Origin of the sequence: Burkholderia puraquae (genome assembly GCF_002099195.1) — a bacterium.
GTDB classification, from domain to species: domain Bacteria; phylum Pseudomonadota; class Gammaproteobacteria; order Burkholderiales; family Burkholderiaceae; genus Burkholderia; species Burkholderia puraquae.
On record NZ_NBYX01000008.1, the window covers coordinates 136,289 to 160,904 of the forward strand.

The following is a 24,616-nucleotide window of genomic DNA, read 5'->3' on the forward strand; positions in this document are numbered from 1 at the left end:
ATCACACCTCGTAGGTCGACAGCGACGAGCAGGCGCCGCACTTTCCGCAGCCGGCCTTGATGTCGGTGGAGCGCATTCCTGCGTCGCGCAGCATCGCGCCGAGCGGCTCGAGCACCGCCCGCATGAAGTCCGGCGACGGCGCAGGATGGCTCTCCAGCGGCGTGCCGCTGATCGGAACGAACGGCACGACGAACGGATACACGCCCAGTCCGATCAGTTCGCGCGACATGTCGAGAATCGCGGCCGCGCTGTCGCCGAGCCCGGCGAGGATGTAGGTGCTGACCTGTCCGCGGCCGAACACGGCGACGGCCGCGCGAAACGCCGCCATGTATCGGGACAACGGCACGCTCGCCTTGCCCGGCATGATCCGTTCGCGCACGGCCGGCGTCACGGCTTCCAGATGCATGCCGAGCGTATCGATCCCGCTTGCCTTCATCCGGTCGAACCAGGCGTCGTCGTCGGGCGGCTCGCACTGCGCCTGGATCGGGAGATCGACGGCCGCCTTGATCGCGAACGCGCTTTCGCACAATACGCGGGCGCCGCGATCCGGCGTCGGCGGCGTGCCCGTCGTCAAGACCATGTGCTTGACGCCATCGAGCAGGACCGCCGCGCGTGCCACCTCGGCGAGTTGTTCGGGCGTCTTCCGGGCGATCGTCCGGCCCGCTGCCAGCGACTGGCCGATCGAGCAGAACTGGCAGGTCTTGCGCCGGCTCTCGTAGCGGATGCAGGTCTGCAACACCGTGGTTGCGAGCACGTCGGCACCGTGCAGCGTCGCGATGTGCGAATACGGCACGCCCTCCAGCGTCTGCAATGCGTAGAAGCGCGGGCTCGACGGAAAGCTGATGCTCGCGATCGGGATGGTGCCGCGCGAGAGCAGGCTGACGCCCGCCGCGTCGGGCTCCGCCGCGACGAACGGCGACTCCCACGCGGTGCTCGTGTGCACCGGCACCATGATGGTCACGCCGTCGACCGTCACGGCCTTGTGATCGGACGGCCCCGCGCCGCCGCGCCGGCTGGCGGCGCCGATGCGCGGATCCGCAAGGCGCAGCCCGACCGACTGCAGTTCAGTCATCAATTGCCGGCTCTGCACCGACGGTTTCGCGTTCGCGCTCATGGCAATTTCCCTCGAAGTCACGTGCGGCCGGCCCGCTGATCCCCATCGGGGTCACCGTCATCGCCGGCCGATCGTTGATGGCAAGGCTCAGCAGTTCCGGACGCGCATAGTGGCCGACCGAATCCATCATTCGCTTGCGTTTGGTGATCAGCGACATGTCCAGATCGGCGATCACCATCCCTTCGCCCGAGCGCAACGGCTCGGCCAGATGCTGGCCCTCCGGGGACACGATCGCGGTATGACAGCCGCCGCGCAGGGCCTTCTGCAGATTCGGATCGCCCGTGATCGACTCGATCTGGGCATCCGCCAGCCAGCCGGTCGCATTGACGACAAAGCAGCCCGATTCCAGCGCATGATGACGAATCGTGACTTCGATCTGTTCCGCGAAGATCGGGCCCACCAGCGATCCGGGGAACTGGCTGCAATGAATTTCCTCGTGCTGCGTCATCAGCGCATAACGCGCGAGCGGGTTGTAGTGCTCCCAGCACGCGAGCGCACCGACCCTGCCGACACCGGTCTGCGCCACCTTGAGTCCAGCCGCGTCGCCCTGCCCCCAGATCATCCGCTCGTGAAACGTCGGCGTGATCTTGCGGCGCTTCACCGCGAGGCGTCCGTCGACGTCGAAAATCAGCTGCGTGTTGTACAGGCTGCCGTGGTCGCGCTCGTTCACGCCGAGCACGACGACCATCCCGTGGAGGCGTGCGCGCTCGGCGACCGCATGCGTCACGGGCCCGGGCACCGCCACGGCCTGCTCGTAGAGCCGCATGTGATCGGCGCCGGATGCGACCGGTGCCCGCACGAACGAGAAGTACGGGTAGTACGGCACGAACGTTTCGGGGAAGACGATCAGCTGGACACCCTTGCCGGCGGCCTCGTCGATCGCCGCACAGACCTTGTCGAGCGTCCCGCCGGCCCGTTCCAGATCGGGGGCGATCTGGACGGCTGCCGCCCGGACGATGCGTTTGTCGGACATGATGGCACCCGTCATTCGGTCAAACGGTCCAGGTATGGATGACCAGCGCATTCTCCTTGCGGTGAAGCAGCTGGATATCGAGCACGTCGAGCGGATTGATCGGTCGAATGCCCTCGATCAGCGACGCCTCGCCATGCCCGTAAAGTGCCTGCAATGCAAAGCGGCACGCGTAGACCTTCCCGCCCTCTTCCATGAACTTCACGAGTTGCTTGTTGAAGTTCAGGTGACCGGGAAACGCCTCGTCGCCGAGCGTCGGAAAGCCGCGCTGCAGGCCGAGCGTCACGCCGGGGCCGTAGAGCAGCACCGACGTCTCGAATCCCTTGCGTTGCAGGCGCGTCGCCTGCAGCAGGTTCACGAAGCCGATCGAACCCTCGAACGCAACCGTGTGGAACGTCACGAGCGCCTTCTCGCCCGGTTCGGCCTTGACGTCTTCAAACACTTTTTCCTCGTAATCGACGAGGAAATCTCCTTTCTTGTGCAGAGGCTGGTTGACTGCGGGCATGGCACGCTCCGTTTGAAAATGAGTTGAGTGATATTCCCGAACGCTTTCGAATCCGGGCGAACTCATTAACGCAACGCATATGCCAACCGGGCCCGATCCGATGCAATCACTCTCCAATCATTCAATCGATAAATGCCGATGCTGTCGGCCCGATCCTTGCGTGACCGGATCGGGCTCGGACGGAAAATAGCCGTCCAGCGCGCCGCCGCGCACTGGACTGATGCAGCGCAAAGGGGTTCGTGCGCATCGAGCGTGCATCGATGCATCAATCCGATACATGATGCGATCAATGCAATCACCCGATCGCAAAACGGCGATATCTATATTTTTCTATTAATTCGTGATGCCAATATTTTGATGAATCACCAAATGGAAACGGATATGGATTACGCAATCCATCATTGGTCGAAGCGACTATTGGAAAGCAGGAAACCGGCGTACCTGCTGATCCCCGACCTCATCGAGGAAGATCTCGCCGCGGGCCGTCTGAAACCGCGCGAGCGCCTGCCCGGGCTGCGCGATCTCGCCAGTGCGCTGAACCTCAACTACACGACGGTCGCCCGCGCTTATGCGGAAGCTCGCCGCCGCGGCCTGCTCGATACGCGCGCCGGAAGCGGCACATTCGTGCGCGGCCCGACGCGAACGATTCCGCTGTCGGGCGGCAGCAGCATCGAGATGTCGATGAACATGCCTCCCGAGCCGCCCGAGATGGCCAGGCGGCTGCAGCAATCGGCGGCGGCATTGTTCGACGGCGCCGATCCTTACCAGCTCATGCGTTACCAGGATTTCGGCGGCACGTCGGCGGATCGCGCCGCCGGCCGCGCGTGGCTGGCCAATCGCCTGCCCGGCTGCAGTAGCGATACCGTGCTCGTTTGCCCGGGCATCCACAGCGCGCTCGTCGCGCTCGTCTCCACGCTTGCGCGCCGCGGCGACGCGATCTGCCTCGATTCGCTCGCCTACCCCGGCATCAAGGCAATCGCATCGCAACTGGGCGTGCAGTTGCAGCCGCTGCCACGGGACGAAGACGGTCCGTTGCCGCACGCATTCGAATCGCTCTGCAAAAGCGGACGGCCTGCCGCGCTGTACTGCAACCCCACGCTGCAGAACCCGAGCACGCTCACGATACCGTTCAGACGCCGCGAAGCACTGGCCGATGTCGCGCTGCGCTACAGCGTGCCGATCATCGAGGACGACGCGTATGCGATGCTGCCGCAGAGCGCGCCGCCGCCGCTGGCGCTGCTGGCGCCCGAACTGACCTACTACGTGACCGGCATGTCGAAGAACCTCGGTGCGGGGTTGCGAATCGCATATCTGCTGGCGCCGACGGTACGCGAAGCACAGCGCATCGCCGGCGCATTGCGCGCCACGACCGTGATGCCGAGCCCGTTCACGATGCTGTTGTCCACCCAATGGATCAACGACGGCACCGCGAGCGAGATGCTGGCCGCGATGCGATCGGAAGCGCATGCACGGCAGGCGATCGCGAGCCGGATTCTCGGCGCATGGCCTTTCGATGCGCACCCCGACGGTTTCCATCTCTGGTTGCCGATTCCGCGCGCGTGCCTGTGGACCGCACCGGATCTGGCGCAGCATCTGCGGAGTCGGAGCGTCGCCGCGGTGGCAAGCGCGGCATTTTCGACGGACGGCGACCCGCCGGCGGCGATCCGTATCTGCCTCGGCGGGCCGCAGGATCGGGACCAGTGCCGGGACGGCCTCGAGCTCGTCGCGGATGCACTGGCCAACGCGCATCATCTTTATGGTGCGGCGATGTAGCGGCCGATACCGCTCCGAAGGCATTCGAACGCGAATTGCCGGTCTGTCGCAAGCCGAAATGAACGCCGGCGCGAGACGGGTCTGCGGCGCCTGCCGCATCGGACGCTCGCCTGCCGATCAGTCTTCTCGCGCCAGTTGCAGCAAGATGTCGGCGAGGGCTCGAATTTTCGGTTGTTCCGCACGTTGGGGCGGATAGACGAGGAAGTACGAAAGGCCGTCCTGGACGACCTCCTCAAACGGTGTCACCAGCGATCCGGCACGGAGTCGGTCTCTTGCCATCCGTGGGTCGCCGATTGCAATTCCATGCCCTTCCGTCGATGCCGCGAGCGTCAATTCGAGGGTATCGAATACCAGCCCGCGTCCCGCATCGATCTGGCGCGCCCCAACGTGATCGAGCCAGCATCTCCACTCTGCGTGGCTGGGGCCGGGATGGAGCAAATCGACCTGCGCAAGGTCGGCAACGGATCGCAGCGATGTTGCCAAGGCGGGTGCGCACATCGGCGTGAGCCTCTCCGCAAACAGCGGTACCGCTTCCATGCCGGTCCACTGTCCCGTGCCGCGCACGATGACGGCGTCGACGTCGGACGTCGTGAAATCCGGCGTATCGTCCGCGGATGTCGAAATACGAAACTCCGTCCCGCTCATCGCGCGATGAATGTCCGGCAGCCGCGGGAGCAGCCAGCGAACGGCGAACGTGGACGGCAACTTCAACGTGAGCACCGAGGTCGCCCGTGCACGGGAATCCGCGTGCTGGACCAACTGCGTGAGCACGTTGACCGCGACCGTCAGCAGTGCATTTCCTTCCGCGGTCAATGTCAGACCCGATACATGGCGCACAAAGAGCGCGCATCGATAATGCGTCTCCAACTGCTGTATCTGGCGGCTCACCGCGCCTTGCGTACGGCACAGATGATCCGCCGCCTTGCTGACGCTGCCGAGCTGCGCCGCCGCGACGAATGACTGAATCGCCGCCAACGGCGGGAGGGGCCTCGTCAGGTCAGCCAGCGGATATGCATGCGCCGCATACCCGGGTTGCAAATTTTTCGATTGTTCGGTCATCGGTGCGTCGCTATCGTGCGTCTACCGGATACCCCGTTCCCACGCATGAACGGGGACGTCAACGAATGATCGGAGGATAATTTTGGGCTCAACGTCGGAATCACTCCATACGGAACGGGTTCGCGCTTACCTTCGGGAACTCGAGCGAGGCGATGTCGGCGCCATCTGCGCGCTATTTACGCCGGACGCTCGGATTTTCTCGCCATTTCTCGGCTGGATGCACCCTGAGCCGTTCTTTTCGAAGGTCGCTGCTGCATCGGGAGAAAGCAAGATTACACCGATCGATATCTGCGTCAGCGCGACCGGCGCTCGACGTGCGACAGGTTACTTCATCTACGACTGGGTCCTGAAAGACGGTTCGGTGGCGCGCTTCGAGTGCGTCGACGTGTTCGAGTTCGACATCGCGGGGCTCATCGAGCGGATGATCATCGTCTACGACACGCATCCGATTCGCAGTACGGTCGGCGACAAGTACGCGTAACCGGATCGGCGCCGCTGGATACCGACGGCTGGCGTTTGCGCAGCGCTGCTCTGCCGACGAGCGATGTCGACTACGAGTTTGCGTCGCGGTGCTGTCTGTCGAAATTCTGCCTTGCTTCCCGGAAGCGGTCGGAATTCTCGACGACCCAGGTCCACAACGGAACCATGCGAACGAGCAGGTCCGTGCCCGTGTCGATTTCAGCCCGCAGCGAGTCATCGTGAATCCGGCCATCCGCGCGAACGGCATCGACGGCAGGCCCCCGAACAGAAAGTCCGGCCCGGGGCTTGAACCGGCCTGATCGACCTCGACTCGACAAATTGGCGAACCACCGGTTCGCCATCGCGCTTGACCCGCAGCGCGTCAAAGAACACCACCGGATACATCGGTTCGAGCGGCACTGTGAAGACGAACTTGCTTGACGAAGGTCAACCCGGCAGAAGCCGTCCGTGCAAAAAATTGCCGTGTACAAGACCGTCGATTGCCACCGGGAGACATTCATGAACACCAGCACTTCACCCGTCCAGGCAGCCCCCGCTCCCCTACGGGTGCTGATCGCCATCGATGGTTCCACCGCATCGGCTCATGCACTCGCATATGCCAAAGCGCTCGTTCCGTCGAATGCAGCGGTGCATATCGTCAGCGTTGCGGAAAATCCGAGAACGCTTGTCCCGCTCGGATCGAAAACCATGGCATTTCTCGAATCGGCGCGCAACGAGTTGCTTCGAGACGCATCCGACGCGCTGTCGCGCGCCAAAGCCGCAATGGATCGCGACGATCTCGCCGTCGACACGGAAGTCATCGACCTGTCCACGCACGGCGGTGATGTCGTGAATGCGCTGGTCGACAGTGCGCAAGCCTGGCAGGCCGAACTCCTGATCGTCGGCGCACGTCAGCATCGTGGCCTGCTCGGATGGGTCGAAGGAACGGTTTCCAACCCGCTCGGCAAACTTGTCGGCTGCCCGCTGCTCATCGTTCCGGAGGGTTTCGCGTCGGTGGCCGAGCACCTGCCGCGGCGGATGCTGTTCGCCGTCGACGGAAGCCCGATTGCACTCCACGCATTGCAAACGGGGTTGAAATTCTCGCGACCCAACAGCGAATTTCGTACGATATATGTACTCGATCGCCCTGTATCGCTGGGTGATTTCGTTCCCGTCGAGACGCTGGAAAGCGCACTGATCAGCGACGGCAATCGTGCACTGCAAAATGCCGCGGCCCTGCTCGACGGCACAACCGGGCACGCACAGTCGCAACTGATTCAAACGAACCGGACTGGCGCAGACGTTCCTCACCTGATCGTGAACGACGCTCTCGAATGGAATGCGGACATGATCGTGATGGGCACCCATGGGCGCCGCGGCGTCACAGGCTGGCTTGTCGGCAGTGTGGCCGAGCGCGTCGCGCGCATCGCGAAAACGCCGGTCCTTCTCGTGAGCGCGCCGCGTGCGTGATGCGTTTCGTCGTCACGCATCCCCTCCCACGGCATGGAACAGTTCTTCCTCCTGAGCGCAATGCAGGCGTACGATTGCCTCCAGCCCGTACAGCAAGCGTTGTATCGCATGCACCTGCGTGGTGTTCGTTCCGTCGCGCGGCAGGTCCACGACCATCTGCTTGAGTGATCGGACCATGCTGAAGATCTCCCGGTGTGCGCCGCTCATCGCTGCAAGCGGGTCCTCGCCACCGAGAAGCGGAGCAAGACGCGCGTACACGTCCAGATCGTCGGTGCGTTCGTGCGGCAGCAACCGTTCTTCCAGCGAGTCGATTACCCGGGCAAGCTCGCCGGTCATGGTTGCCCCGGACAATTGCGGCATGCGATCCGCGAGATCCCTGATCTGGTCCAGCAACGGTGACAATGCCGTGTGCTCGCGCTTGAGTTGCTCGACGTCGACATCGGCCAGCCGGGCATCGGTCAGCCTCGGGCGCACCAGCAACACGCGCAACGCATTGACGATGACGACGACATCGATGACTTCCTGAATCACCGCACCGGCGATCGGCTGCAGGAATCCGGCCGCTGCAATCGTCATTGCGACAACCGACAACGACATGCCGGCCACCACGCTCTCGAGCGCGATCCGGCGCGACCGTCGTGCGATACGCATCGCATCCACGAGTCGATCCAGCCGATCCACCAGCAGTACCACGTCGGCGGCTTCGGAAGACGCGGCCGCCCCTCGCGCCCCCATCGCGATACCGACATCGGCCGCCGCCAGCGCCGGCGCATCGTTCACACCGTCGCCGACCATGATCGTCACGCCCTCCTTGCGAGCGGCCTGAATGGCGGCAAGCTTGTCTGTCGGCGTCTGCTCGGCGCGCACATCGGTGACACCCAGTAGTTCGCCGACGGCCTGTGCAATGTCCCGCCGGTCGCCGGTCAGCATGATGAGGCGCTCGACGCCCTCACGTTTCAGCAGCCGCAATGCCCGTGGCGCTTCCAGACGCACCTGGTCGGCCATCTGAATCGCGCCGATCATGACACCATCGACACCGACGAATACGGCAGCCCCGCCCTCGTTGCCGACCCGCTTCAGGAACGCGCCGCTCCAAGGTGCAGCCGCCGAGCAGGCGGTGACGTACCCGAACTTCCCGATCACGACGGTTCGGTTGTCGACCCGGCCTGTCACGCCTTCACCCGCCGTTTCCACGACGATCGACGGCGGCGACAGATTGATCCGACGGTCCCGCGCGGCGACCGTCAGTGCATCCGAGATGACGTGCCCCGATGCCTGGGCCAACGACGCCGCGAAACGCAGCACATCGTCCGTTCCGACGTCCGTGCCACATTCGATCGCAACGATGCGCGCCCGCCCTCCTGTCAGCGTCCCGGTCTTGTCGAAGAAGAGGATCGTCGCCTGCGCAAGACGTTCGAGCGCACCTCCGCCTTTGACCAGGATGCCGCGTTTCGAACAACGCGACATGCCGGATACGATGGCGACCGGCACGGCGAGGATCAACGGACAAGGCGTGGCCACGACGAGCACGGCGAGCGCACGCGCGACATCACCCGTCAGCAGCCAGGAGATGCCCGCGACGAGCAGCGAAGCGAGCACGAAGCATGCGGCGTAGCGATCCGCGAGACGCACGGATGGACCGCGCTCGTGTTGCGCACGCTCGACCATGCGGACGATGCCGGCAAACGTGCTGTCGCCTGCCGTCGTGCGGGCGACCATTTCGAACGGCGCGCCGGCGTTGACCACGCCGCTGCACGCGCCTTCTCCGGCGTGTCGCCGCTGGGTGGACGACTCGCCGGTCAGCATGGCTTCGTCGAGTTCCGCGTCATCGGTCAACGTGCCGTCGACCGGCACGCATTCGCCGCTTCGCACGAGCAGCCTGTCGCCCGGGAGGAGGGTTTCCGGCGCAACTGAACGCCATTCACCGTTCTCGAACCGGGTTGCCTGCCGAGGGGTGCGGCCGAGCAGCGCGGTCATCTCGCGTTGCGCGCGGTTCTGCGCATACTGCTCCAGCGTCCGGCCGCTTGCCAGCATCAATGCAATGACTGCGGCAGTCAGCGTCTCGTCGAGCGCGATCGCCAGGCCGATCGCCAGCCACGCGAGCACGTCGATGCCGGCCTGCCGCTTCGCCACGGCCTTTGCAAGGGAGACAGTCAACGCGAGCAAGACCGGCAACGTACCAAGCAACCAGACGACTCGCGCGAGTGAAGGCAGACCCACCGCCACGCACACGCCTCCTGCGGCGAGCGCAACGGCCGCCAGGACCAGCAAGACAAGATCGATCGACCAGCGGATTCGGGACATGACGATTTTTCCGAGCGCCGCGCGCGGACGTATTCGCTGCGATCGAATCCGGTTCCAGACGGCGTGGCATCAGTCTAGGAAATGCCGCGCTTCGACCGTTGACATGGGTCAGGACGAAGGGCCTCCTACGAAATGACGGCAGCGCGGCGCGTTGCTTGACGTGAGTCAAGCCGTCGGCCCCTTTCTTCAGCAAAATTCAAACATGACACCGGATGGCTTGGAGTCGAGATCGTGCTGACGCTGGCGGTGCTTTTCCTGCTGATTCTTCTGCTGAATCTCATGCCCGCGTTCGCCCCGCCCACGTGGATGGCGATGTCGTGGGTCGGGTTCAACCTGCCTGAGGGCAATCCGCTGATCTTTGCCGTCGTCGCGGCAGGTGCAGCGACAACCGGCCGCGTCATTCTGGCGACCTTCGCACGATCGCTCGTCCGCTCCCGCTGGATACGGGAATCCGATCGAGAGAATATCGACGTCGCCACACGCTGGCTGCGAAAGCACAGGACGCTCACCGCCGGCGCCTTCTTCTTTTACGCATTGAGCCCGCTTCCGTCGAACTATCTCTTCATCGCATACGGACTTTCCGGGTTGCCGCTCAGAATCATCGCGGCGGCCTTCTTCATCGGCCGCGCAACGACCTATGCGCTCTGGGCGCACCTCGGCCGCTTCGCGTCGACTCGGCTGGACATGGAATCCGCACTCGAAGGCACTTACCTCGGCGGATACTTCGTCGTCACGCAACTGGTGTTGCTCGGCCTCGTCTTCGCATTGATGAAGCTCGATTGGCGCGCGCTCGTCGATGAGCGCCGATTGACGTTCCGGCGCGGCCATCATCCGCGCAGCTCTGAATGACACCCGGCACACGCAACATTCGAATCGGGCGCATCGGTCAACCGTTCCAGCCTACCGGCTGCGAATCCCGAACGTGCCTTCAGCGATGCTTTCCCGCTTGCGCGGATCGACATGCGTCATCACGTTCAGGACACGGTGATGCCGCATCACGCGAGCACGCGCGTCCACGGCGATGTCGTGCCCTTGCGAGACCGTGAGATCGGCGTCGATGTCGAGATGCACGTCCACGAGGATCAGATCGCCGGTCTTTCGCGTGCGCAGGTCGTGCGCGTCGAGCACGCCCGGCGTCGCAAGTAGCGTCGCGCGGATCGCCTGCACGTCTTCGGCATCGGCCGCCCGATCCATCAGGTCATGCAATGCGTTCCAGCCGAATGTGGCGCCCATCTTCACGATCATCCCCCCGACGATCAGCGCGGCGACGGGGTCGAGCAGCGGATAGCCGAACAGGTTGCCGAGGATGCCGCACGCGACCACCAGCGAGGATGCGGCGTCCGAGCGCGCGTGCCACGCGTTGGCGACCAGCATGCTCGACTTCACTCGCGTTGCCACCGCAAGCATGTAACGGAACAGGCTTTCCTTCGCGGCGAGCGCGACGAGCGCCACCCAGAGCGCCGCGACGTGGACGCGCGCGATCGCTTCCGGATGCCCGAGCTTCTGGATGGCGGACCAGAGCATCCCGCCCCCCACCAGCAGCAGGATCGCCGCGAGTGCGAGCGACGCGCCGGTTTCGAAGCGCTGATGTCCGTAAGGATGCTTTTCGTCGACAGGCTTGCGGCTATGGTGACCGGCCAGCAGGACGACGAAATCCGCGATCAGGTCGGACATCGAATGAATACCGTCCGCCACGAGACCCTGCGATCGGGACAGGATGCCGATCACCACTTGTCCGATGCTCAGCGCGAGGTTGACCGCAACGCTCACCCAGGTGCTACGCGTGGCCGCTGCGGCCATCCCGGGCGTCGCGTCGGCGACGGTTTCCAAAACAACGTCAGGGTTCTTTGACATCACGATTCAGGTCACATTCCAGGGTTGAGCACGGTCGGACAGTCACAAGCCGGCGCGGAGGCCCGCGCTTGCTGCTCCGGCAGCGACGTACGCCGACATTCACGCCGAAAGCTCGTCGAACGCCATCCACGCATGTGCCGCGTACGTCATCGACGCGGCCGCCGCCCATGTAGACGGCGACACCTGCGACCGCCTCGATCGCCTCGCGCGTCGCCTTCAGCTTGATCAGCGATTGCATAGGGAAGCCGATACAGTCGTCGCAGCGGCATGAAATCGCGATGCCCGACGCGCCGAAGGCGGACAAGAGTTCCGGCTGCGACTGCCGAAGCTTGCGCATCTGCCCGACGACTTCCGCGATTCTTTCACGATAACGCAACGAGTTCGGCATGGCCGGGTAACGCCTAAACGAGGGAATCAAGCCGGTGCCCCACGCGTTGACATCGCGACATGGAACGATGCGCCGCATGTTTGACAACAGCGTGATCTCCAGCATGGATTCGATGGTATTGGCGGCCACCCCGGGGGACTTGATCTGGGGCAAAGGTTCGACCGCCGGTTTTACGTACGGTTGACCCCATGCAAACGACCTGGAGACCGTCATGTCCAGAGCGAACAGGTTCACCGTTTCGTGTCTGATCGGCGTCGCGATCGCGATGACGACCAGTCTGGCCGATGCCCAGCCACGCCAGCCCACTCGCGGTCCCGCCGTCGAATCCGGCGGCATGATTTACGGCAGCCAGCTGATGACGCCCGCCGAGCGGAACGAATACCGTACCCGCATGCTTGCCGCAGCATCGGATGCCGAGCGCGAGAAAATTCGCGTGGAGCATCACACCGAAATGCAGAAGCGAGCGAAAGCGCGCGGCATCAAGCTGCCCGATGCGCCCCCGATGACGGGCATGCATCGGGGGCAAGGCATGGGTATGGGCATGGGGCCGGGCTATATGCACGGCCAGCCTGGCGGCCCTGCAAGCGAAGCTGCCGGCCAGTAATCGCGTGGTTCGGGGTGTCCGGTGACGAGCGCGGCATCCCGGTCGCGATCGACCGCTCCCGTGACCGCCGGCCACGCATCGAACTTGTGCCGTCTGATCGGCGACGTACACGATCGACTAGCGCATGGCCGGACCGGTTTCATCGGCAGCCGGCCACGAAACGACCACGCGCAGTCCACCGAACGCGGGCGATCGACCCACCTGGATGTCCGCTTCATGCGCGGCTGCGATTCGCCGCACGATCGACCAGCCTAGGCCGCTCCCGCCCGGCCGGGTTCCCGCCGGCCGAAAGAACCGTTCGCCCAGCCTGCGCAGGTCGTCGTCGCCGATGCCCGGGCCGCTGTCTTCGACCCGTAGCGTGGTGCGTCGGTCGCATCGGCCAACCGAAACGGTTATGCACGCCTGTGGCGGGCTGTAGCGGATCGCGTTGTCGACCAGATTGCGCACCATCGACTCGAGCAATGGTTCGTTGCCGCTGGCGATGCATGGCGTTGGCGCATCGAGTTCCAGCCTCTGCCGTTTCCCGATCGACTGTGGCGCAGCCTCCGCGACCACCCGCTTCGCGACGACCGATATGTCGACCGGTGCGCGGTCCGCCAGTGCCCCCGCATCCAGACGCGAAAGCAGCAGGAGCTGATCTACCAGGCGTGCCGCCCGGTCGCACCCTTCGAGTACGCCCCGCAACGCATGCCGGCGTCGCTCGTCATGGCGCTCCGCCATTGCAACCTGCGCCTGTGCCTTGACGGCGGCGATCGGCGTACGCAACTCGTGAGCCGCATCCGCAGTAAATCGGCGTTCCGCGTCCATCACGATGCGAATCCGCTCGAACAGGCGGTTCAGCGCATCCAGCATCGGCCGCATCTCGAGCGGCGTGCGGTCGAGCCGAATCGTGTCGAGTGCCTGCGGATTCCGCTTCGCCAGGGCCTGGCCGAAATCACGCAGCGGCGCCGTGCCGCGGCGAACCGCCCAGCCGATGGCCAGCACCAGCAATGGCGACGCAGCCGCCATCGGCCAGAATGCGCTGCGCATGACGGCACCCAGGATCGATTTGCGTGAATCGATTCGTTCGCCGACGAACACCTGAACGTCGCTTCGGACGCCGTGCACGACGAATACCCGCCACGCATCGCTGTCGATCACGACAGTCCAGAAGCCGGAAGCCCGATCGCGCCCGGTCAGCTCGGGCGCCACCATCGGCTTCGACGGCGCGTTTTCGGAATGCAGGCCGAGCCGCCCGTCGTGAAACACCTGAAAGGCCACGCGAGGCCCGTACGGATGAAGGATCGGTGCGTCGATCGCAGTGTCGTCGTCATCGGGCCCGCGCGCCTGCTGCGCGACGAGCAGTGCCGCCGCTTGCGCGAGGTGACCGTCGAGCAGCCGGTCGATCTCGCGCCGGGCATCGAGCCACGTGAGCATCAGCGTCGATAACCACACTCCGAGGACCACGGCCAGCACGAGCGTGAGCAGCCGGCCATGCAGCGAGCGGGCGGGCAGCATGCTTTTCATGCACCGTCCCGCATCAGCACATAACCCACGCCGCGCACCGTCCGGATCAGCTCGCTGCCGAGCTTGGCGCGCAAGCGATGTATGTGCACCTCGACGGCATTGCTCTCCACCTCCTGCCCCCAGCTGTACAGATAGTGTTCGATCTGCTCGCGCGACAGAACCCGGCCGGCATTCAGCATCAGGACGTGCAGCAGGTCGAACTCGCGCGTGGACAGCCCAACGGCCACGCCGGCGCGGCGTGCGGTTCGCGACGCGGGCTCGAGCTCGACGTCCTGCGCGTGGAGCCGCTCCGTCGGCCGGCCGTGGGACCGCCGGACCAGTGCTCTCAGGCGCGCTCCGAGTTCGTACAGGTCCACGGGCTTGATCACGTAGTCGTCGGCGCCCACGTCGAGCGCCCTGATGCGGTCGGGCACGGCATCGCGCGCGGTCAGGATCAGAATCGGCAATGCTATGCCGTCCCGGCGAATGCGCTGCAGGACGTCCATGCCGTCCACGAGCGGCAACCCGAGATCGAGGACCGCGGCGGCATGAACATGCGCGCGCAGCTCGCGCTGGGCCGCGTCGCCGTCGCGCACCCAGTCAACCTGGAACCCTTGCTGGCGCAATCCGGCGCGGATCCCGTCGCCGAGCAGGACGTCGTCTTCCACGAGCAGGATGCGCACGATTGAACACTCCGCCTGCGGCCGTCAGTCGTCATTCCGGCCCGCCCCGTGCACGGGGCGTCCGGTGTCCGTCGCGACGGGCCGGTTCGCTTCCACTGGCTGCGGCGCCGCATGCCATTGCGTCCACCACCAGCCGATCACCGCTGCCGTCATGACGACAGCGATCCCCCACCACGCCCGCCGGATGCCATCGATCGGCACACCGCGCTTGTAGCCGGTCACCATTGCCCCGGCCAGATTCTCCCGGTGCACGACGCTGCTGACGAGAACGGCTGCGACATGCACCACGACGAGCACGAGCATGACATTTGCGGCCCCTTCATGAAAATCACCGAACGATTCGCCGTTTCCGGTGTAGGCCGCCCAGCCGGTTAGCCCGGTCGCGACCGTCATCGCCAGCATGGCGACAATCGCGACCGCGCCGGCCGGGTTGTGGCCGACATGATGTTCCGGCCGGCCGTTCGCAAGGCTCACCACGTAGCGGAAAACGGCCGCCGGCGAACGTACGAACGACGAGAACCGCGCATGACGCGTGCCGGCCACGCCCCATACGACGCGAAACGCGACGAGCGCCAGCATCGTGTACCCGAACGCGACGTGCATCAGCCGCCATCGCTCGCTCTCGGCGGTCAGCCACACGCCGGCAAAGGCAATGACCATCAGCCAGTGAAACACGCGCAGCGGAGCGTCCCAGACCAGTATCCGGGCGGGACGCGAGCGCGCCGGTTCACCGTGTGTTCGGGATGCGGACGAATCGTTCATCGAAATTTCCTTTGTCTGCTTGCGTATGACATGCGGCGCAATTCGACGGCCGCTTCACTGCGGGGCTGAGCCACACGGACGCGGGAACCTCGTCGTGCGTGGCGACGAACCACGCCGATCGCGTAATCCTGTCTTCCGGCGGACGACGTGCTGCGGCGCCCGTCGCCGCGTGTGCCGTCAGCCACGTTTCCAGTTGCCCGATCGTTGTTGGGTCCAGCGTCGCATCGGTGCCGAAGTGGCGATCCAGACCGTTCAGAATGCGGCGCCACGACTCGGCGGGCAGCGCACCGGGCGGATAGGCGACATGGCAGGTCGCGCACTCCTGCCTGTACTTGGGCAGCAACGGGATCGCGACGCCCCGCATTTCGTCTTCCGCCAGTGCCGCGCACGGCAGCAGCGACATCAGCAGCATCGCGAGCAGGCTTGCCCGCATATGTCGCCGTGCAGCGATCGTGCACGGCAAGGTCGTCGAGTCGACTTGGTTCATGATCGTTCGCCGTCAGGGTTTCAGGCTCATGAGCCAGCTCAGGACGTCGGCCTTCTCGGCTGCCGAGCATTCACGCCCGACGACGTCCTTGCAGTTTCTGCGGAACCATTTTTCCGTCCTCGCCTCGTCCGTGAACCGCGCGGGATTGAACGCGGGAGCGAGCGGTTCGATGGCCTTGCCGGTGACGACGTGCCGACCCGGGCCGGTCGGCGTGCTTCCATGACAAGTCGCGCAGCTCCAGTCGCGTCCGTGCCGGGACGTGAAGAACTGCTGTCCGCGCGACGGCATGGCGCTCGTGCCTGCCTGCGCCGCATAGCCGTCGAGCAGCCGGGCAGGCGTTTCGGCACGGGCGCACGCCATCGCGGCGAACACCATCGATACAGAAAGGCACGGGTAACAAAGCGTGCGAAAGGAACGGGATATCCGCATCGTGTTTCTCCTGAGCGATGCGTTCATGTTCGGGCAGATTCCTTACCGCATTCTTAACATCGCGACGTCGGGTTGTCGGCGGGCCATTACATGAGCGCGCAACGACATGTAAATCGAGCGTGGAGATGCCCTGAACGAATCTTGTTGCGCTCGTGATCAGGATCCCGCCGCCCGGTCATTCGCGCTTGACTCAAATCAAGCCAATGTTCGACGTGGACACTAGTCTGGTTATCAATCGACTTCGACGTGCGAAATCGGCATATAGCGACGGATGCCCGTGATGATCTCTTTGCGAACAAGCAGGTGGATTGCCTTCTCCGTACTGGCGATCCTCGCCGCTTCGAAATCCGGTGCCGAAGAGCTGGCGCGCATACCTGTGCACTCACAGCGCTACGGTACCCATATCGGAATTGCCGCGTACGACGACCCGCTGATCAAAGGCGTGACGTGCTTCATTTCCGAACCGCACACGGGCAGTGGCCGACGCAACCTCCACGACCGACGTACCGGAGGGGGAGCAACCTCGGTGTCCTGTCATCAGGTCGGAAGACTTGCGACCACGGCGAGCGTGCCGCAACAAGCGCAAGTGTTCGACGAGTCGGTCGACCCGGTGTTCAGGTCGATACACGTATTCCGCATTCTCGATACGCAGCGTCTCGTCGTGTTGTATTTCTCGTTCGTCGAGAGCGATCTGGCGGGCGATCTGCCGGGCCACGTCGACGTGGTCCGCTTGCCCGTGCTTCCTGGAAAGCAGGACGCGTCGGACAAGTGAATCGAGCGCGTGTCCGCGCGGCACATAGTCAGTACAGCAGAAACGCCGCCCGCTCACGCGCGAACGCAGCCTCTTGTGCAGCGACGACACGTTCGATCTCGTCGAGCGATCGCCCCGCTTCCAGCATGTCCGCCACTTCGTGCGAGCCGACCGATGCACGTATCGCACCGATCCGGAACTGCGCCGGATAACGGCGGTGCAGCGCCAGTGCGAGTGCCAGCCCGATCTCGCCCGGCCGCGCCGCCCCGGGCCGCCGTTCAATGCGCACCCCTTCGCACAACCTGCCGCGATACGGCCCCTCGGTCGGCACGAATCTAACCGGCGAGAAGGTTGCGTCCAGCCGCATCGCGCGAAGATCGTCCGCGAGGATGCGCGCGTCGATCCACGGTGCGCCGACCACGCCGAACGGTGTCGCGGTGCCGCGCCCGACACTGACCGCCGCCCCCTCGATGAGCCCCGTCTCCGGGTACAGCGACAGCGCGGTGCCGTCGCGCAGGTTCGGCGATGGCGGCACTCGGCCGAGCCCGGTGTCGTCGAAGCGCATCGCGCGTGCGTAATTCGCCATCGGCACCACGGTTAGCGCAGCGCCGATCTGCCGGCGCTCGTTGAACAGCCGTGCCAGTTCGCCGAGCGTCATGCCGGGCTGGAGCGGCATCGGATAATAGCCGGTGAAGGTCACCGCCCCGGCATCGGCCACAGGGCCGCCGAACGCATCGCCGCCCAACGGGTTCGGGCGGTCGAGCACGAGCACCGGGCGATGTGCGGCGGCGGCGGCTTCGAGTGCGTAACCGAGGGTCGCCAAGTATGTGAAGAAGCGTACGCCTGCGTCCTGCAGGTCGATCACCAGCACGTCGACATCGGCGAGCAGCGCGGGCGCGATCCTGCGCCGGTCGCCGTAGAGGCTGTGAACGGCCACGCCGGTCGCGGCATCGGTCGTATCGCCGAAGGTTTCGTCGACGTTCGTGCCGAGCCCGTGCTCGGGCGCGAACAGCGCGACAAGCCGTGCGCCCGGCGCCTGCGCGAGCAGGTCGGCCGTGCGCCGGCCGAACCGGTCGAAGCCGCTGCGGTTCGTCAGGAGTGCGATTCGCTTGCCGGACACCGCGGCGAAGCCGCTCGCCGCGAGCACGTCGATGCCGGCCAGCACCGGCCCGCGCGAGGCCGGCAACCGGCCAGCCTGCGCGACGGCCGCCGCCATCGTCGGCACGCGCGTCGCGATCAGCGACGACGCGATCGGCGCGGCCGCGCTCGATACGATGCCGAGCACGAGCGCGCGCAGCGGCATCGCGGTGCCGGTTTCATCCGGATACAGCCGGCTCGTCAGCACGATCGCGAAGCGGCGCGTCACGGGATCGATCCACAGCCCCGTGCCCGTGTAGCCGAGATGCTGCAGGGCGCCGGCCGGCGGCAACCGGAAGCGGTTCGCGACGAGCGGCGGCCCGACCTGCCAGCCTGGCGTATGCCAGTCGCCTTCGGCGTCGAGCGTGGCCGGCGTCTCGAGCGTGGCGACGCTCGCGTCGCCGAGCACACGTGTCGTGCCGAGGGTGCCGCCGTTCAGCAGCATGCGCGCGAAGCGCGCGAGGTCGTCGGCGCTCGCGAACAGCCCCGCATTGCCCGCGACACCGCCCAGCGCCGCCGCGACCGGATCGTGCACGCGCCCCCGCAGCAACCGGCCATCGCGAACGATCGTCGGCGCGACGCGTGCCAGCGTCGCGGCGCCCGGCCTGAAGGCGGTGTCGGCCATGCCGAGCGGCACGAATACGTGAGCCGCGCACCACGCGTCGAGCGGCTGCCCCGACACGCGCTCGACGATCTCGCCAAGCACCACGTAATTGACATCGCTGTAGCGCACACGCGTGCCGGGCGGCTCCGCAAGCGCCATCGCGACGATGTCGGCGAACACCGCGGCACGGCTGCGCAGTGCGCGCGACGACGACACACCGGCCGGCAATCCCGACACGTGCGCGAGCAGCTGGCGGATCGTGACGGCGCCCTTGCCGTGCGCGGCGAATGCCGGCCAGTAGCGCGCGGCCGGCGCATCGAGGCTCAGCAGGCCGCGCTCCGCGAGCTGCAGGGTCGCGACGGCCGTCGCCACGGGCTTGGTCAGCGACGCGAGATCGAAGACGCTATCGGCCGTCATCGCCTCGGCGTGCTCGCCCGTCACCCGAAGGCCGCGCGCCACGCGCACCTGCACGCCGTCCGCGTCGCCCGCCACGACCACCGCGCCAGCAAGATGGCCGTCGGCGATCTCGGCCGCGATCGCCGCATCGATCGCGACAGCCTCGCGCTGCTGCGCGGTCGCCAACGCCGCATCGGGCGCGGCACGTGCACCGGTTGGCAGCAGCGCCAACAGCAGCGCGCCGGTCAGCGCGGCAGCGCAGCGGGATCGTAGCGATTGCGCGGATTCCACAGCATCCATCCGTCCGTGCCGGCTGCGTCGGCGGCGTCGACCTGCGCACGGATGTCCGCCGCGTCGAATACGCGCCGGTCGAACGCATAGTCGCGAAACGCCTGCAGCCACGGCCTGAAGCGCACGCCGTCGAGCCCGGTGCGGCGCATCGCCTCCGCGAGCGAGCGCCCGACGATCTCGCCGGGGTGATCGGTCGGCTTGCGGCAGCCCGGCAGGCCCCACGTGAAGCCAGACGGATACAGCATCGGCGAAATGTAGTCGACCAGCCCGCCCAGTGCGCCGAGCCGCTGCCCGATCTGCGTGTCGTCGGCATTCCAGCATACGTAGCCGAAGATGTCGGCCGACAGGTAGACGTTGTAGGGCCGCAGCCGTGCGCGCGCGCCTTCCAGGAAGCCGGTGATCGCGGCCACGCGGTTCGCTTCCGTGTTGGGCTCGCCGAACCGCAGGCCGCTCGCGTCGGGAAAGCGCAAGTAGTCGAACTGGATCTCGTCGAAACCCATCCGCGCAGCCTCCTCGGCCACGTCGAAGTTGTGTTCCCACGCGGCGCGCACGGTCGGGTCGATCCACCGCAGGTGCTCGCGATCGCGCCAGATTGCGCCGGCCGCGTCGCGCACGGCCCAGTCGGGATGGGCGGCCGCGAGTGGATCGTCCTTGAATACGACGATGCGCGCGATCAGGTACAGCCCGCGCGCGTGGAATGCGCGGATCAGCGCCGGCAGGTCCGCCACGCGCGGGCCTGGCTCGCCGGTCGCGCCGGTCGCGCCGATTGCGTCGCGCGCGCCGCTGCGATACGGCGTCATGCCGCGATCGCCCTTCACGTCGATCACGAACGCGTTGATGGCCGTGCGGCCCGGCAGCGCGAGCGCCGCGTCGCGCAGCGTACGATCCGCGATGCCGTAAACCGACAGGTAGACGGCCTTGGGACGGAATGGCACGAGCGGCACCGTGCGGGTCTTCTCGCCGACGGCGAGTGCGACCTCCGCGCGCGCGTAGCCGGGTGCGGTCACGCTGAGCGTCGTGTCGGCCGACGGCGCGGAAAATTCACCGGCGGCCGACGCGATCAGGTTGCTGCCCGACGCATACCCGACCGCACCCGCCACCGGCCGGCCGCTGCCGGCATCGACGACCGTCACCGAGACGGTTCCGGCCCGGCCGGTAACGCACGTGAGCGCCAGCAGCATGCCTGCGAGCACGCGGCCGAGCATCGCCACGCCCTGCCACCCGTTTCGCCACGACTCATGCCGGTGCCGCACGGCGCGCGCCCCACTGACGATTGCCTGAATCTTCAATGCACACCTCGCGACGCGAATTCATGTGGACATTGTTGCGAATCCAGCGGAACGGCCCGTGAGGCAGATCAACGGTACGCCACGCGCCACCGCCCGATCCACGTCGATCGAAGCGTGCGTCTATGGCCCTGCGTGCGTGCCGGTGCCCGGACAACCGCCGCAAAGCCGTATCACGCCGTGCCGCTCCGGGTTCTGCCAGTAGAACCGCACATCGACACCGCCGCGCGCCGGCACGACGACGTGCCGGACTTCCTGGACGGCACGGTCGCGTGCCGACACCGTATAACGCCCCGGCGGCACGCGCGCGAACAGGAACGGGCCGGCCGTGTGCGCGTCGAGGACCGTCGACTTGCCGGACGTCAGCGTCACATCGACGTCGGACAGGTAATGGCCGGCCTTCGTCGCGAACGTGATCCGCAGGTTGTAACGCGGCGCGGCGGCGCGAAACGCAGCAACCTCCTCGGCACCGATGCCGCCCGTGACGTACACGGCACCATTCTGCTCGACGGGTTCGGGCAACGCTTGAGCCGTCGCGCTCGAGGCAGCAGCCAGCAAACAGGCCGACAACAGCAGCGACCCGGCGATTTCAGTTCGCATTTCATTCTCCCGGTTGATGCACGCGGGTGGCGATGCGGCTCGTTCGTTCGGGCGCGTCACGGCCGGCGTGCCGCGACGTGACGCATGCGCATCGTTGACGAAGCCAGCGTCGCGCGGAACGTCGATTTCCCGTTGACGCAGGTCAAGCACACCCAACCGGCCAGCGGCGCGACCGGCGGCACCCGCCAGCCGTTCGGGCGGCACGGCGCGCCCGCCCGGCCTGGAACGGCGGCAGGCCGGCACCGTTGTCCGTTCCGGCTGTCAGCCGATATTGCACGGCGCGTCGGAAATTTCCGACACGACGCGCCGACATCGGACAGCAAGCTCAGGCCGCGCTGATTGCCCGGCCCTGGTCCGCCGCCAATACTGGAGACGTGACAGGACGCAACGCATTCCGCGGCTGGCGGGCAAGTCTTCCGCACGGCCGCTGCAGGATCCAGGAGCTGGCCATGACTCACCCGACCGCAGCACAAGCCGACGACGCCATGCCGGATCGCGATCCTCCGGTCGGCGCCCACCTCGTGACACGGCGCCACGGCTACGTGCATCACGGGATCTATATCGGCGACGGCAACGTGATCCACTACGCGGGCCTGGCGCACAGCCTGAGCAGCGGCCCGGTCGAAATCGTCTCCGTCGACGGCTTCTGCGCCGGTTTCGAACTCGCGATCGTCCGGCACGCGCGGCCCCTGTACGGCGGCACGGAAGCGGCGCGGCGCGCGGCCTCGCGCCTCGGCGAATGCCGCTACCGGTTGCTCACCAACAACTGCGAGCACTTCTGCCTGTGGTGCCTGTTCGGCGTTGCAAGGAGCGATCAGGTTGCGTCGTGCCTGCGCAACCCGGTTCACGGCATCGCGGTCGTCGTCATGCTGCTTGCCTGCGTGCTGGCCGCGCGGCTGCATACGGCATCCGTCGAACCCACGCCGGGTGCCCGCACCTGCCCGGTTCAGTGCGGGGCCTAGCGCTGCCGTTCACCCGCGTCGGCTGCATGCCGCATGCACCCGCCCCCAGCGCTTCGCCTGCGCGATCGCGATGCGGATCGCGCTGCCCTCGGCGCGCCCTTGCCGCAACAACGCGTTGGCGATCTCGATCGCCTTGCCGCGCACCGGCGGCGGAAGGTTCCGCATCGACGACGGATAGCGTTCGTCATCCCACGGCACGGTCGATCCTCCTCGTCCCGATGCGCCGGTCCCGATACGCCGGTCGACGCATCAAGCGGCAAGATCGCGACGATTGTGCGAGCCCCACGACGCGGCGCCGGGCGTGAGCCCGAACGGAAACGGCATCCGCGAACGACGGCGGCGAACCCGCGATCAGGCGATCGGTCACGGTTTCTCCCGGGCGGATTGCAGCAATCCGTTCATGCAGCGCGTATCGCACGCATCCGTCATCAGGTAGCGCGGCAGCGCCATGGAGGGATCCGTGAGCCGAACGGGGCGCGCATCGATCGTGAACGCCGCGACATAGCCTTCACGAGCGGCCGCCTGATCGGTCAGTGCGTCATGAACGCCGAACGGCCAGGCCAGCAGCCGGACCGGCCGACCGGTTTCCGACTCGAGCCGTTCGCGGGAACGGCTCAACTGGAACGACACGAATCGTTGGTAGTCCTCCTCAGACCGCCGTGCGCGCTCGGTGCGGAAATTCGGATGCCAGTAGGTATGCGATTCGATATCGTATCCGCCGGATTGCCCGAGCACGCGCAGCTGGTCCCATGTCATCGCGTAGCTGGCGTTCGAGATCGCCGATGGATAGATGAACAGCGTGACCGGTACCGGATGCGCGGCCAGCAACGGGCGCAGCACGTCGTAGACGGAGCGGTGGCCGTCGTCCACCGTGATCGCGACCGCCCGCGCCGGCAGCGCGTCCACCTGGCCCGCGTGCCAGCGCACGATGTCGGCAAGTGGCACGATGCGGTAGCCGCTCGCCTCGATCGCATGCAGTTGAGCGAGGAAGGTTCCGGTGCGCACCGTCATCGAATCCAGGCGTTGCGCCGCAAACCGGTGATAGACGAGGATCAGCACGCGTTGCGGCACCGGCTCGCCCGTCCCCGTGCCGGCGAACGATACCTTCGGCCAGCATGACAGCAGCAGCAGGCAGACGATCGCACGAACACTCATGCCGCACCACGCACGACGGCCGTGCCGCTTGCCTGCGCAACCAGTTCCGCATGAATCCGCTCGACGTCGGCGCGCGTGCACAGCGCGGTGCCGGGATGCTCGACCGAAGCAGCCGATGCCGCCAGCGCATAACGACACGCATCGTCGAACGGCACGCCGCGCGCGAGCGCCCAGACCATCCCGCCGACGAAGCTGTCTCCGGCACCCACCGTGCTGCACACCGTCGCCGGCCTGCCCGGCAGGCGCAGCGCGCGCTCGCGCGTGACGACCCATGCGCCGCGCGCGCCGAGTGTCAATGCGACGATGTCAGCCCGTCCTTCCGCGACAAGTTCGCCCGCCTTGCCGCATGCCGCCGCTTCGTCGAGCGGTTCGCCGGCCAGCGCACTCAGTTCGTCGAGGCTGGGCTTCACGAGATGAACCCCGGCGTCGAGGGCCGCGCGCAGCGCCGGGCCCGCCGCATCGACGACGACCCGGCTGCCGTTTGCGGCGGCCGTCCGCGCGAGTGTCGCGTACAGGTCGTCGGGTGCGCCCGGCGGCAGGCTGCCGCTCAGCACCAGGTAGCGCGGCGCGGGTCGCAGGGCCGCGATGCGCGCCGCGCAGTCGCGCCACTCGGCTGCCGTGACCGACGGCCCCGGCATCAGGAAACGGTATTCGCGCCCCGTCGCGGTTTCGGTCACGCAGACGTTCTCGCGCGTCTCGCCGGCGATCCGCAGGCGCACGGCCGGCACCTGTTCGGCTTCGAGCAGCAGCGTCAGCACATCGCCGGTCGGGCCGCCCGCCAGGTACAGCGCGACGCAGTCGCCGCCGAGCCGGTGAACGGTCCGCGCGACGTTGATTCCGCCGCCGCCGGGATCCCGCCGTGGCCGCGCGCAGCGCAGTTTGTGCGTATCGACGATGTGCTCGACCGACGTCGAGACATCGACGGCGGGGTTCAACGTGACGGTAACGATCTCGGTCATGGCGCGTAGTCGGTAAAAGGCGCGATTCGCGGGCCTGCACGACGCTCGCGTGCGGCCGTGGCGGGTGGCAGGTGCCGGCCACCGGTGCAGGCCAGCCCTGGCACCACCTTACGTGCGCGCCTTCCCGCG

General features: G+C 66.4%; 25 protein-coding genes and 1 pseudogene. 8 read left to right on the forward strand and 18 right to left on the reverse strand.

Features of this window, described 5'->3' with window-relative positions:
- Position 1: 1 nt before the first annotated feature.
- From B7G54_RS17530 to B7G54_RS17540, 3 genes are read right to left on the reverse strand one after another with little or no spacing between them, the layout of a single operon-like run.
- Positions 2–1,072 carry an MSMEG_0568 family radical SAM protein gene (locus tag B7G54_RS17530; protein WP_085040347.1) on the reverse strand — a complete coding sequence of 357 codons (1,071 nt, stop codon included), beginning with the start codon at positions 1,070–1,072 and terminating at the stop codon, positions 2–4.
- On the reverse strand, positions 1,065–2,087 hold the full coding sequence (locus B7G54_RS17535; protein ID WP_085040348.1) for a Nit6803 family nitrilase: 1,023 nt from the start codon (positions 2,085–2,087) through the stop codon (positions 1,065–1,067). Before B7G54_RS17535 ends, B7G54_RS17530 begins: the two co-directional genes overlap by 8 nt.
- Positions 2,088–2,106: 19 nt before the next feature.
- Entirely contained in the window at positions 2,107–2,589 is a 483-nt protein-coding gene (locus tag B7G54_RS17540; protein WP_006405208.1) for an MSMEG_0572/Sll0783 family nitrogen starvation response protein, read from the reverse strand.
- Positions 2,590–2,970: 381 nt separating this feature from the next.
- Here B7G54_RS17540 and B7G54_RS17545 point away from each other — a divergent pair, with 381 nt between their 5' ends.
- Complete coding sequence (locus tag B7G54_RS17545) at positions 2,971–4,362, forward strand: aminotransferase-like domain-containing protein (protein WP_085040349.1); 1,392 nt, start codon at positions 2,971–2,973, stop codon at positions 4,360–4,362.
- 117 nt (positions 4,363–4,479) lie between these two features.
- On the opposite strand, the gene B7G54_RS17550 is transcribed toward B7G54_RS17545, so the two are convergent.
- Positions 4,480–5,421 carry a LysR substrate-binding domain-containing protein gene (locus B7G54_RS17550; RefSeq protein WP_085040212.1) on the reverse strand — a complete coding sequence of 314 codons (942 nt, stop codon included), beginning with the start codon at positions 5,419–5,421 and terminating at the stop codon, positions 4,480–4,482.
- An 82-nt stretch (positions 5,422–5,503) separates the two neighbouring features.
- Between B7G54_RS17550 and B7G54_RS17555 the strand changes: the two genes are divergently transcribed.
- Together B7G54_RS17555 and B7G54_RS17565 are read left to right on the forward strand one after the other, a co-directional pair.
- The gene (locus B7G54_RS17555; RefSeq protein ID WP_175130477.1) at positions 5,504–5,902 is read left to right on the forward strand and encodes a nuclear transport factor 2 family protein; all 399 of its coding nucleotides are present in this window, start codon (positions 5,504–5,506) and stop codon (positions 5,900–5,902) included.
- A 497-nt stretch (positions 5,903–6,399) separates the two neighbouring features.
- Positions 6,400–7,350, forward strand: coding sequence for a universal stress protein (locus B7G54_RS17565; RefSeq protein ID WP_085040214.1), 951 nt, complete (start codon positions 6,400–6,402; stop codon positions 7,348–7,350).
- Positions 7,351–7,362: 12 nt separating this feature from the next.
- Here B7G54_RS17565 and B7G54_RS17570 read toward each other — a convergent pair whose 3' ends face one another.
- Complete coding sequence (locus B7G54_RS17570; protein WP_085040215.1) at positions 7,363–9,654, reverse strand: heavy metal translocating P-type ATPase; 2,292 nt, start codon at positions 9,652–9,654, stop codon at positions 7,363–7,365.
- 231 nt (positions 9,655–9,885) lie between these two features.
- Between B7G54_RS17570 and B7G54_RS17575 the strand changes: the two genes are divergently transcribed.
- Positions 9,886–10,503: a hypothetical protein gene (locus B7G54_RS17575; protein ID WP_085040216.1), complete on the forward strand. Its 618-nt coding sequence runs from the start codon at positions 9,886–9,888 to the stop codon at positions 10,501–10,503.
- Between the two features lie 51 nt (positions 10,504–10,554).
- On the opposite strand, the gene B7G54_RS17580 is transcribed toward B7G54_RS17575, so the two are convergent.
- Together B7G54_RS17580 and B7G54_RS17585 are read right to left on the reverse strand one after the other, a co-directional pair.
- Positions 10,555–11,508 carry a cation diffusion facilitator family transporter gene (locus B7G54_RS17580; protein WP_085040217.1) on the reverse strand — a complete coding sequence of 318 codons (954 nt, stop codon included), beginning with the start codon at positions 11,506–11,508 and terminating at the stop codon, positions 10,555–10,557.
- 99 nt (positions 11,509–11,607) lie between these two features.
- Positions 11,608–11,896: pseudogene (locus B7G54_RS17585) on the reverse strand (carboxymuconolactone decarboxylase family protein).
- A gap of 211 nt (positions 11,897–12,107) precedes the next feature.
- On the opposite strand from B7G54_RS17585, the gene B7G54_RS17590 reads away from it, so the two are divergent.
- The gene (locus B7G54_RS17590) at positions 12,108–12,500 is read left to right on the forward strand and encodes a hypothetical protein (RefSeq protein ID WP_085040218.1); all 393 of its coding nucleotides are present in this window, start codon (positions 12,108–12,110) and stop codon (positions 12,498–12,500) included.
- 117 nt (positions 12,501–12,617) lie between these two features.
- Here the strand turns inward: B7G54_RS17590 and B7G54_RS17595 are convergent, their stop codons facing one another.
- The 5 genes from B7G54_RS17595 to B7G54_RS17615 all read right to left on the reverse strand — a co-directional run bounded on the left by B7G54_RS17595 (position 12,618) and on the right by B7G54_RS17615 (position 16,292).
- Positions 12,618–13,997 carry an ATP-binding protein gene (locus B7G54_RS17595; protein WP_085040350.1) on the reverse strand — a complete coding sequence of 460 codons (1,380 nt, stop codon included), beginning with the start codon at positions 13,995–13,997 and terminating at the stop codon, positions 12,618–12,620.
- Positions 13,998–14,002: 5 nt separating this feature from the next.
- Complete coding sequence (locus tag B7G54_RS17600; protein WP_085040219.1) at positions 14,003–14,668, reverse strand: response regulator; 666 nt, start codon at positions 14,666–14,668, stop codon at positions 14,003–14,005.
- A 24-nt stretch (positions 14,669–14,692) separates the two neighbouring features.
- Positions 14,693–15,430, reverse strand: coding sequence for a cytochrome b/b6 domain-containing protein (locus tag B7G54_RS17605; RefSeq protein WP_085040220.1), 738 nt, complete (start codon positions 15,428–15,430; stop codon positions 14,693–14,695).
- Positions 15,396–15,863 (reverse strand): diheme cytochrome c, encoded by a 468-nt coding sequence (locus B7G54_RS17610; RefSeq protein ID WP_106408985.1) that lies wholly within the window; start codon positions 15,861–15,863, stop codon positions 15,396–15,398. The genes B7G54_RS17605 and B7G54_RS17610 overlap by 35 nt, the downstream gene beginning before the upstream one ends.
- Before the next feature lie 66 nt (positions 15,864–15,929).
- The gene (locus B7G54_RS17615) at positions 15,930–16,292 is read right to left on the reverse strand and encodes a DUF1924 domain-containing protein (protein ID WP_244289376.1); all 363 of its coding nucleotides are present in this window, start codon (positions 16,290–16,292) and stop codon (positions 15,930–15,932) included.
- A 325-nt stretch (positions 16,293–16,617) separates the two neighbouring features.
- Between B7G54_RS17615 and B7G54_RS17620 the strand changes: the two genes are divergently transcribed.
- The gene (locus B7G54_RS17620) at positions 16,618–17,118 is read left to right on the forward strand and encodes a CreA family protein (RefSeq protein WP_106408986.1); all 501 of its coding nucleotides are present in this window, start codon (positions 16,618–16,620) and stop codon (positions 17,116–17,118) included.
- Between the two features lie 28 nt (positions 17,119–17,146).
- On the opposite strand, the gene B7G54_RS17625 is transcribed toward B7G54_RS17620, so the two are convergent.
- The 3 genes from B7G54_RS17625 to B7G54_RS17635 form a co-directional block, all read right to left on the reverse strand.
- Positions 17,147–19,534, reverse strand: coding sequence for an exo-beta-N-acetylmuramidase NamZ domain-containing protein (locus tag B7G54_RS17625; RefSeq protein ID WP_175130476.1), 2,388 nt, complete (start codon positions 19,532–19,534; stop codon positions 17,147–17,149).
- Positions 19,480–20,730 carry a putative glycoside hydrolase gene (locus tag B7G54_RS17630; protein WP_085040353.1) on the reverse strand — a complete coding sequence of 417 codons (1,251 nt, stop codon included), beginning with the start codon at positions 20,728–20,730 and terminating at the stop codon, positions 19,480–19,482. Before B7G54_RS17630 ends, B7G54_RS17625 begins: the two co-directional genes overlap by 55 nt.
- Before the next feature lie 204 nt (positions 20,731–20,934).
- Positions 20,935–21,411 (reverse strand): hypothetical protein, encoded by a 477-nt coding sequence (locus B7G54_RS17635; protein WP_085040354.1) that lies wholly within the window; start codon positions 21,409–21,411, stop codon positions 20,935–20,937.
- An 84-nt stretch (positions 21,412–21,495) separates the two neighbouring features.
- Between B7G54_RS17635 and B7G54_RS38650 the strand changes: the two genes are divergently transcribed.
- On the forward strand, positions 21,496–21,750 hold the full coding sequence (locus tag B7G54_RS38650; protein WP_133059182.1) for a hypothetical protein: 255 nt from the start codon (positions 21,496–21,498) through the stop codon (positions 21,748–21,750).
- 110 nt (positions 21,751–21,860) lie between these two features.
- Positions 21,861–22,373: a lecithin retinol acyltransferase family protein gene (locus tag B7G54_RS17640; RefSeq protein WP_085040223.1), complete on the forward strand. Its 513-nt coding sequence runs from the start codon at positions 21,861–21,863 to the stop codon at positions 22,371–22,373.
- Positions 22,374–22,382: 9 nt separating this feature from the next.
- Here B7G54_RS17640 and B7G54_RS17645 read toward each other — a convergent pair whose 3' ends face one another.
- The 3 genes from B7G54_RS17645 to B7G54_RS17655 all read right to left on the reverse strand — a co-directional run bounded on the left by B7G54_RS17645 (position 22,383) and on the right by B7G54_RS17655 (position 24,487).
- Positions 22,383–22,571 carry a DUF2188 domain-containing protein gene (locus B7G54_RS17645; RefSeq protein WP_085040224.1) on the reverse strand — a complete coding sequence of 63 codons (189 nt, stop codon included), beginning with the start codon at positions 22,569–22,571 and terminating at the stop codon, positions 22,383–22,385.
- A gap of 165 nt (positions 22,572–22,736) precedes the next feature.
- On the reverse strand, positions 22,737–23,528 hold the full coding sequence (locus tag B7G54_RS17650; RefSeq protein ID WP_085040225.1) for a polysaccharide deacetylase family protein: 792 nt from the start codon (positions 23,526–23,528) through the stop codon (positions 22,737–22,739).
- The gene (locus tag B7G54_RS17655; protein WP_085040226.1) at positions 23,525–24,487 is read right to left on the reverse strand and encodes a 1-phosphofructokinase family hexose kinase; all 963 of its coding nucleotides are present in this window, start codon (positions 24,485–24,487) and stop codon (positions 23,525–23,527) included. The genes B7G54_RS17650 and B7G54_RS17655 overlap by 4 nt, the downstream gene beginning before the upstream one ends.
- Positions 24,488–24,616 lie beyond the last annotated feature (129 nt).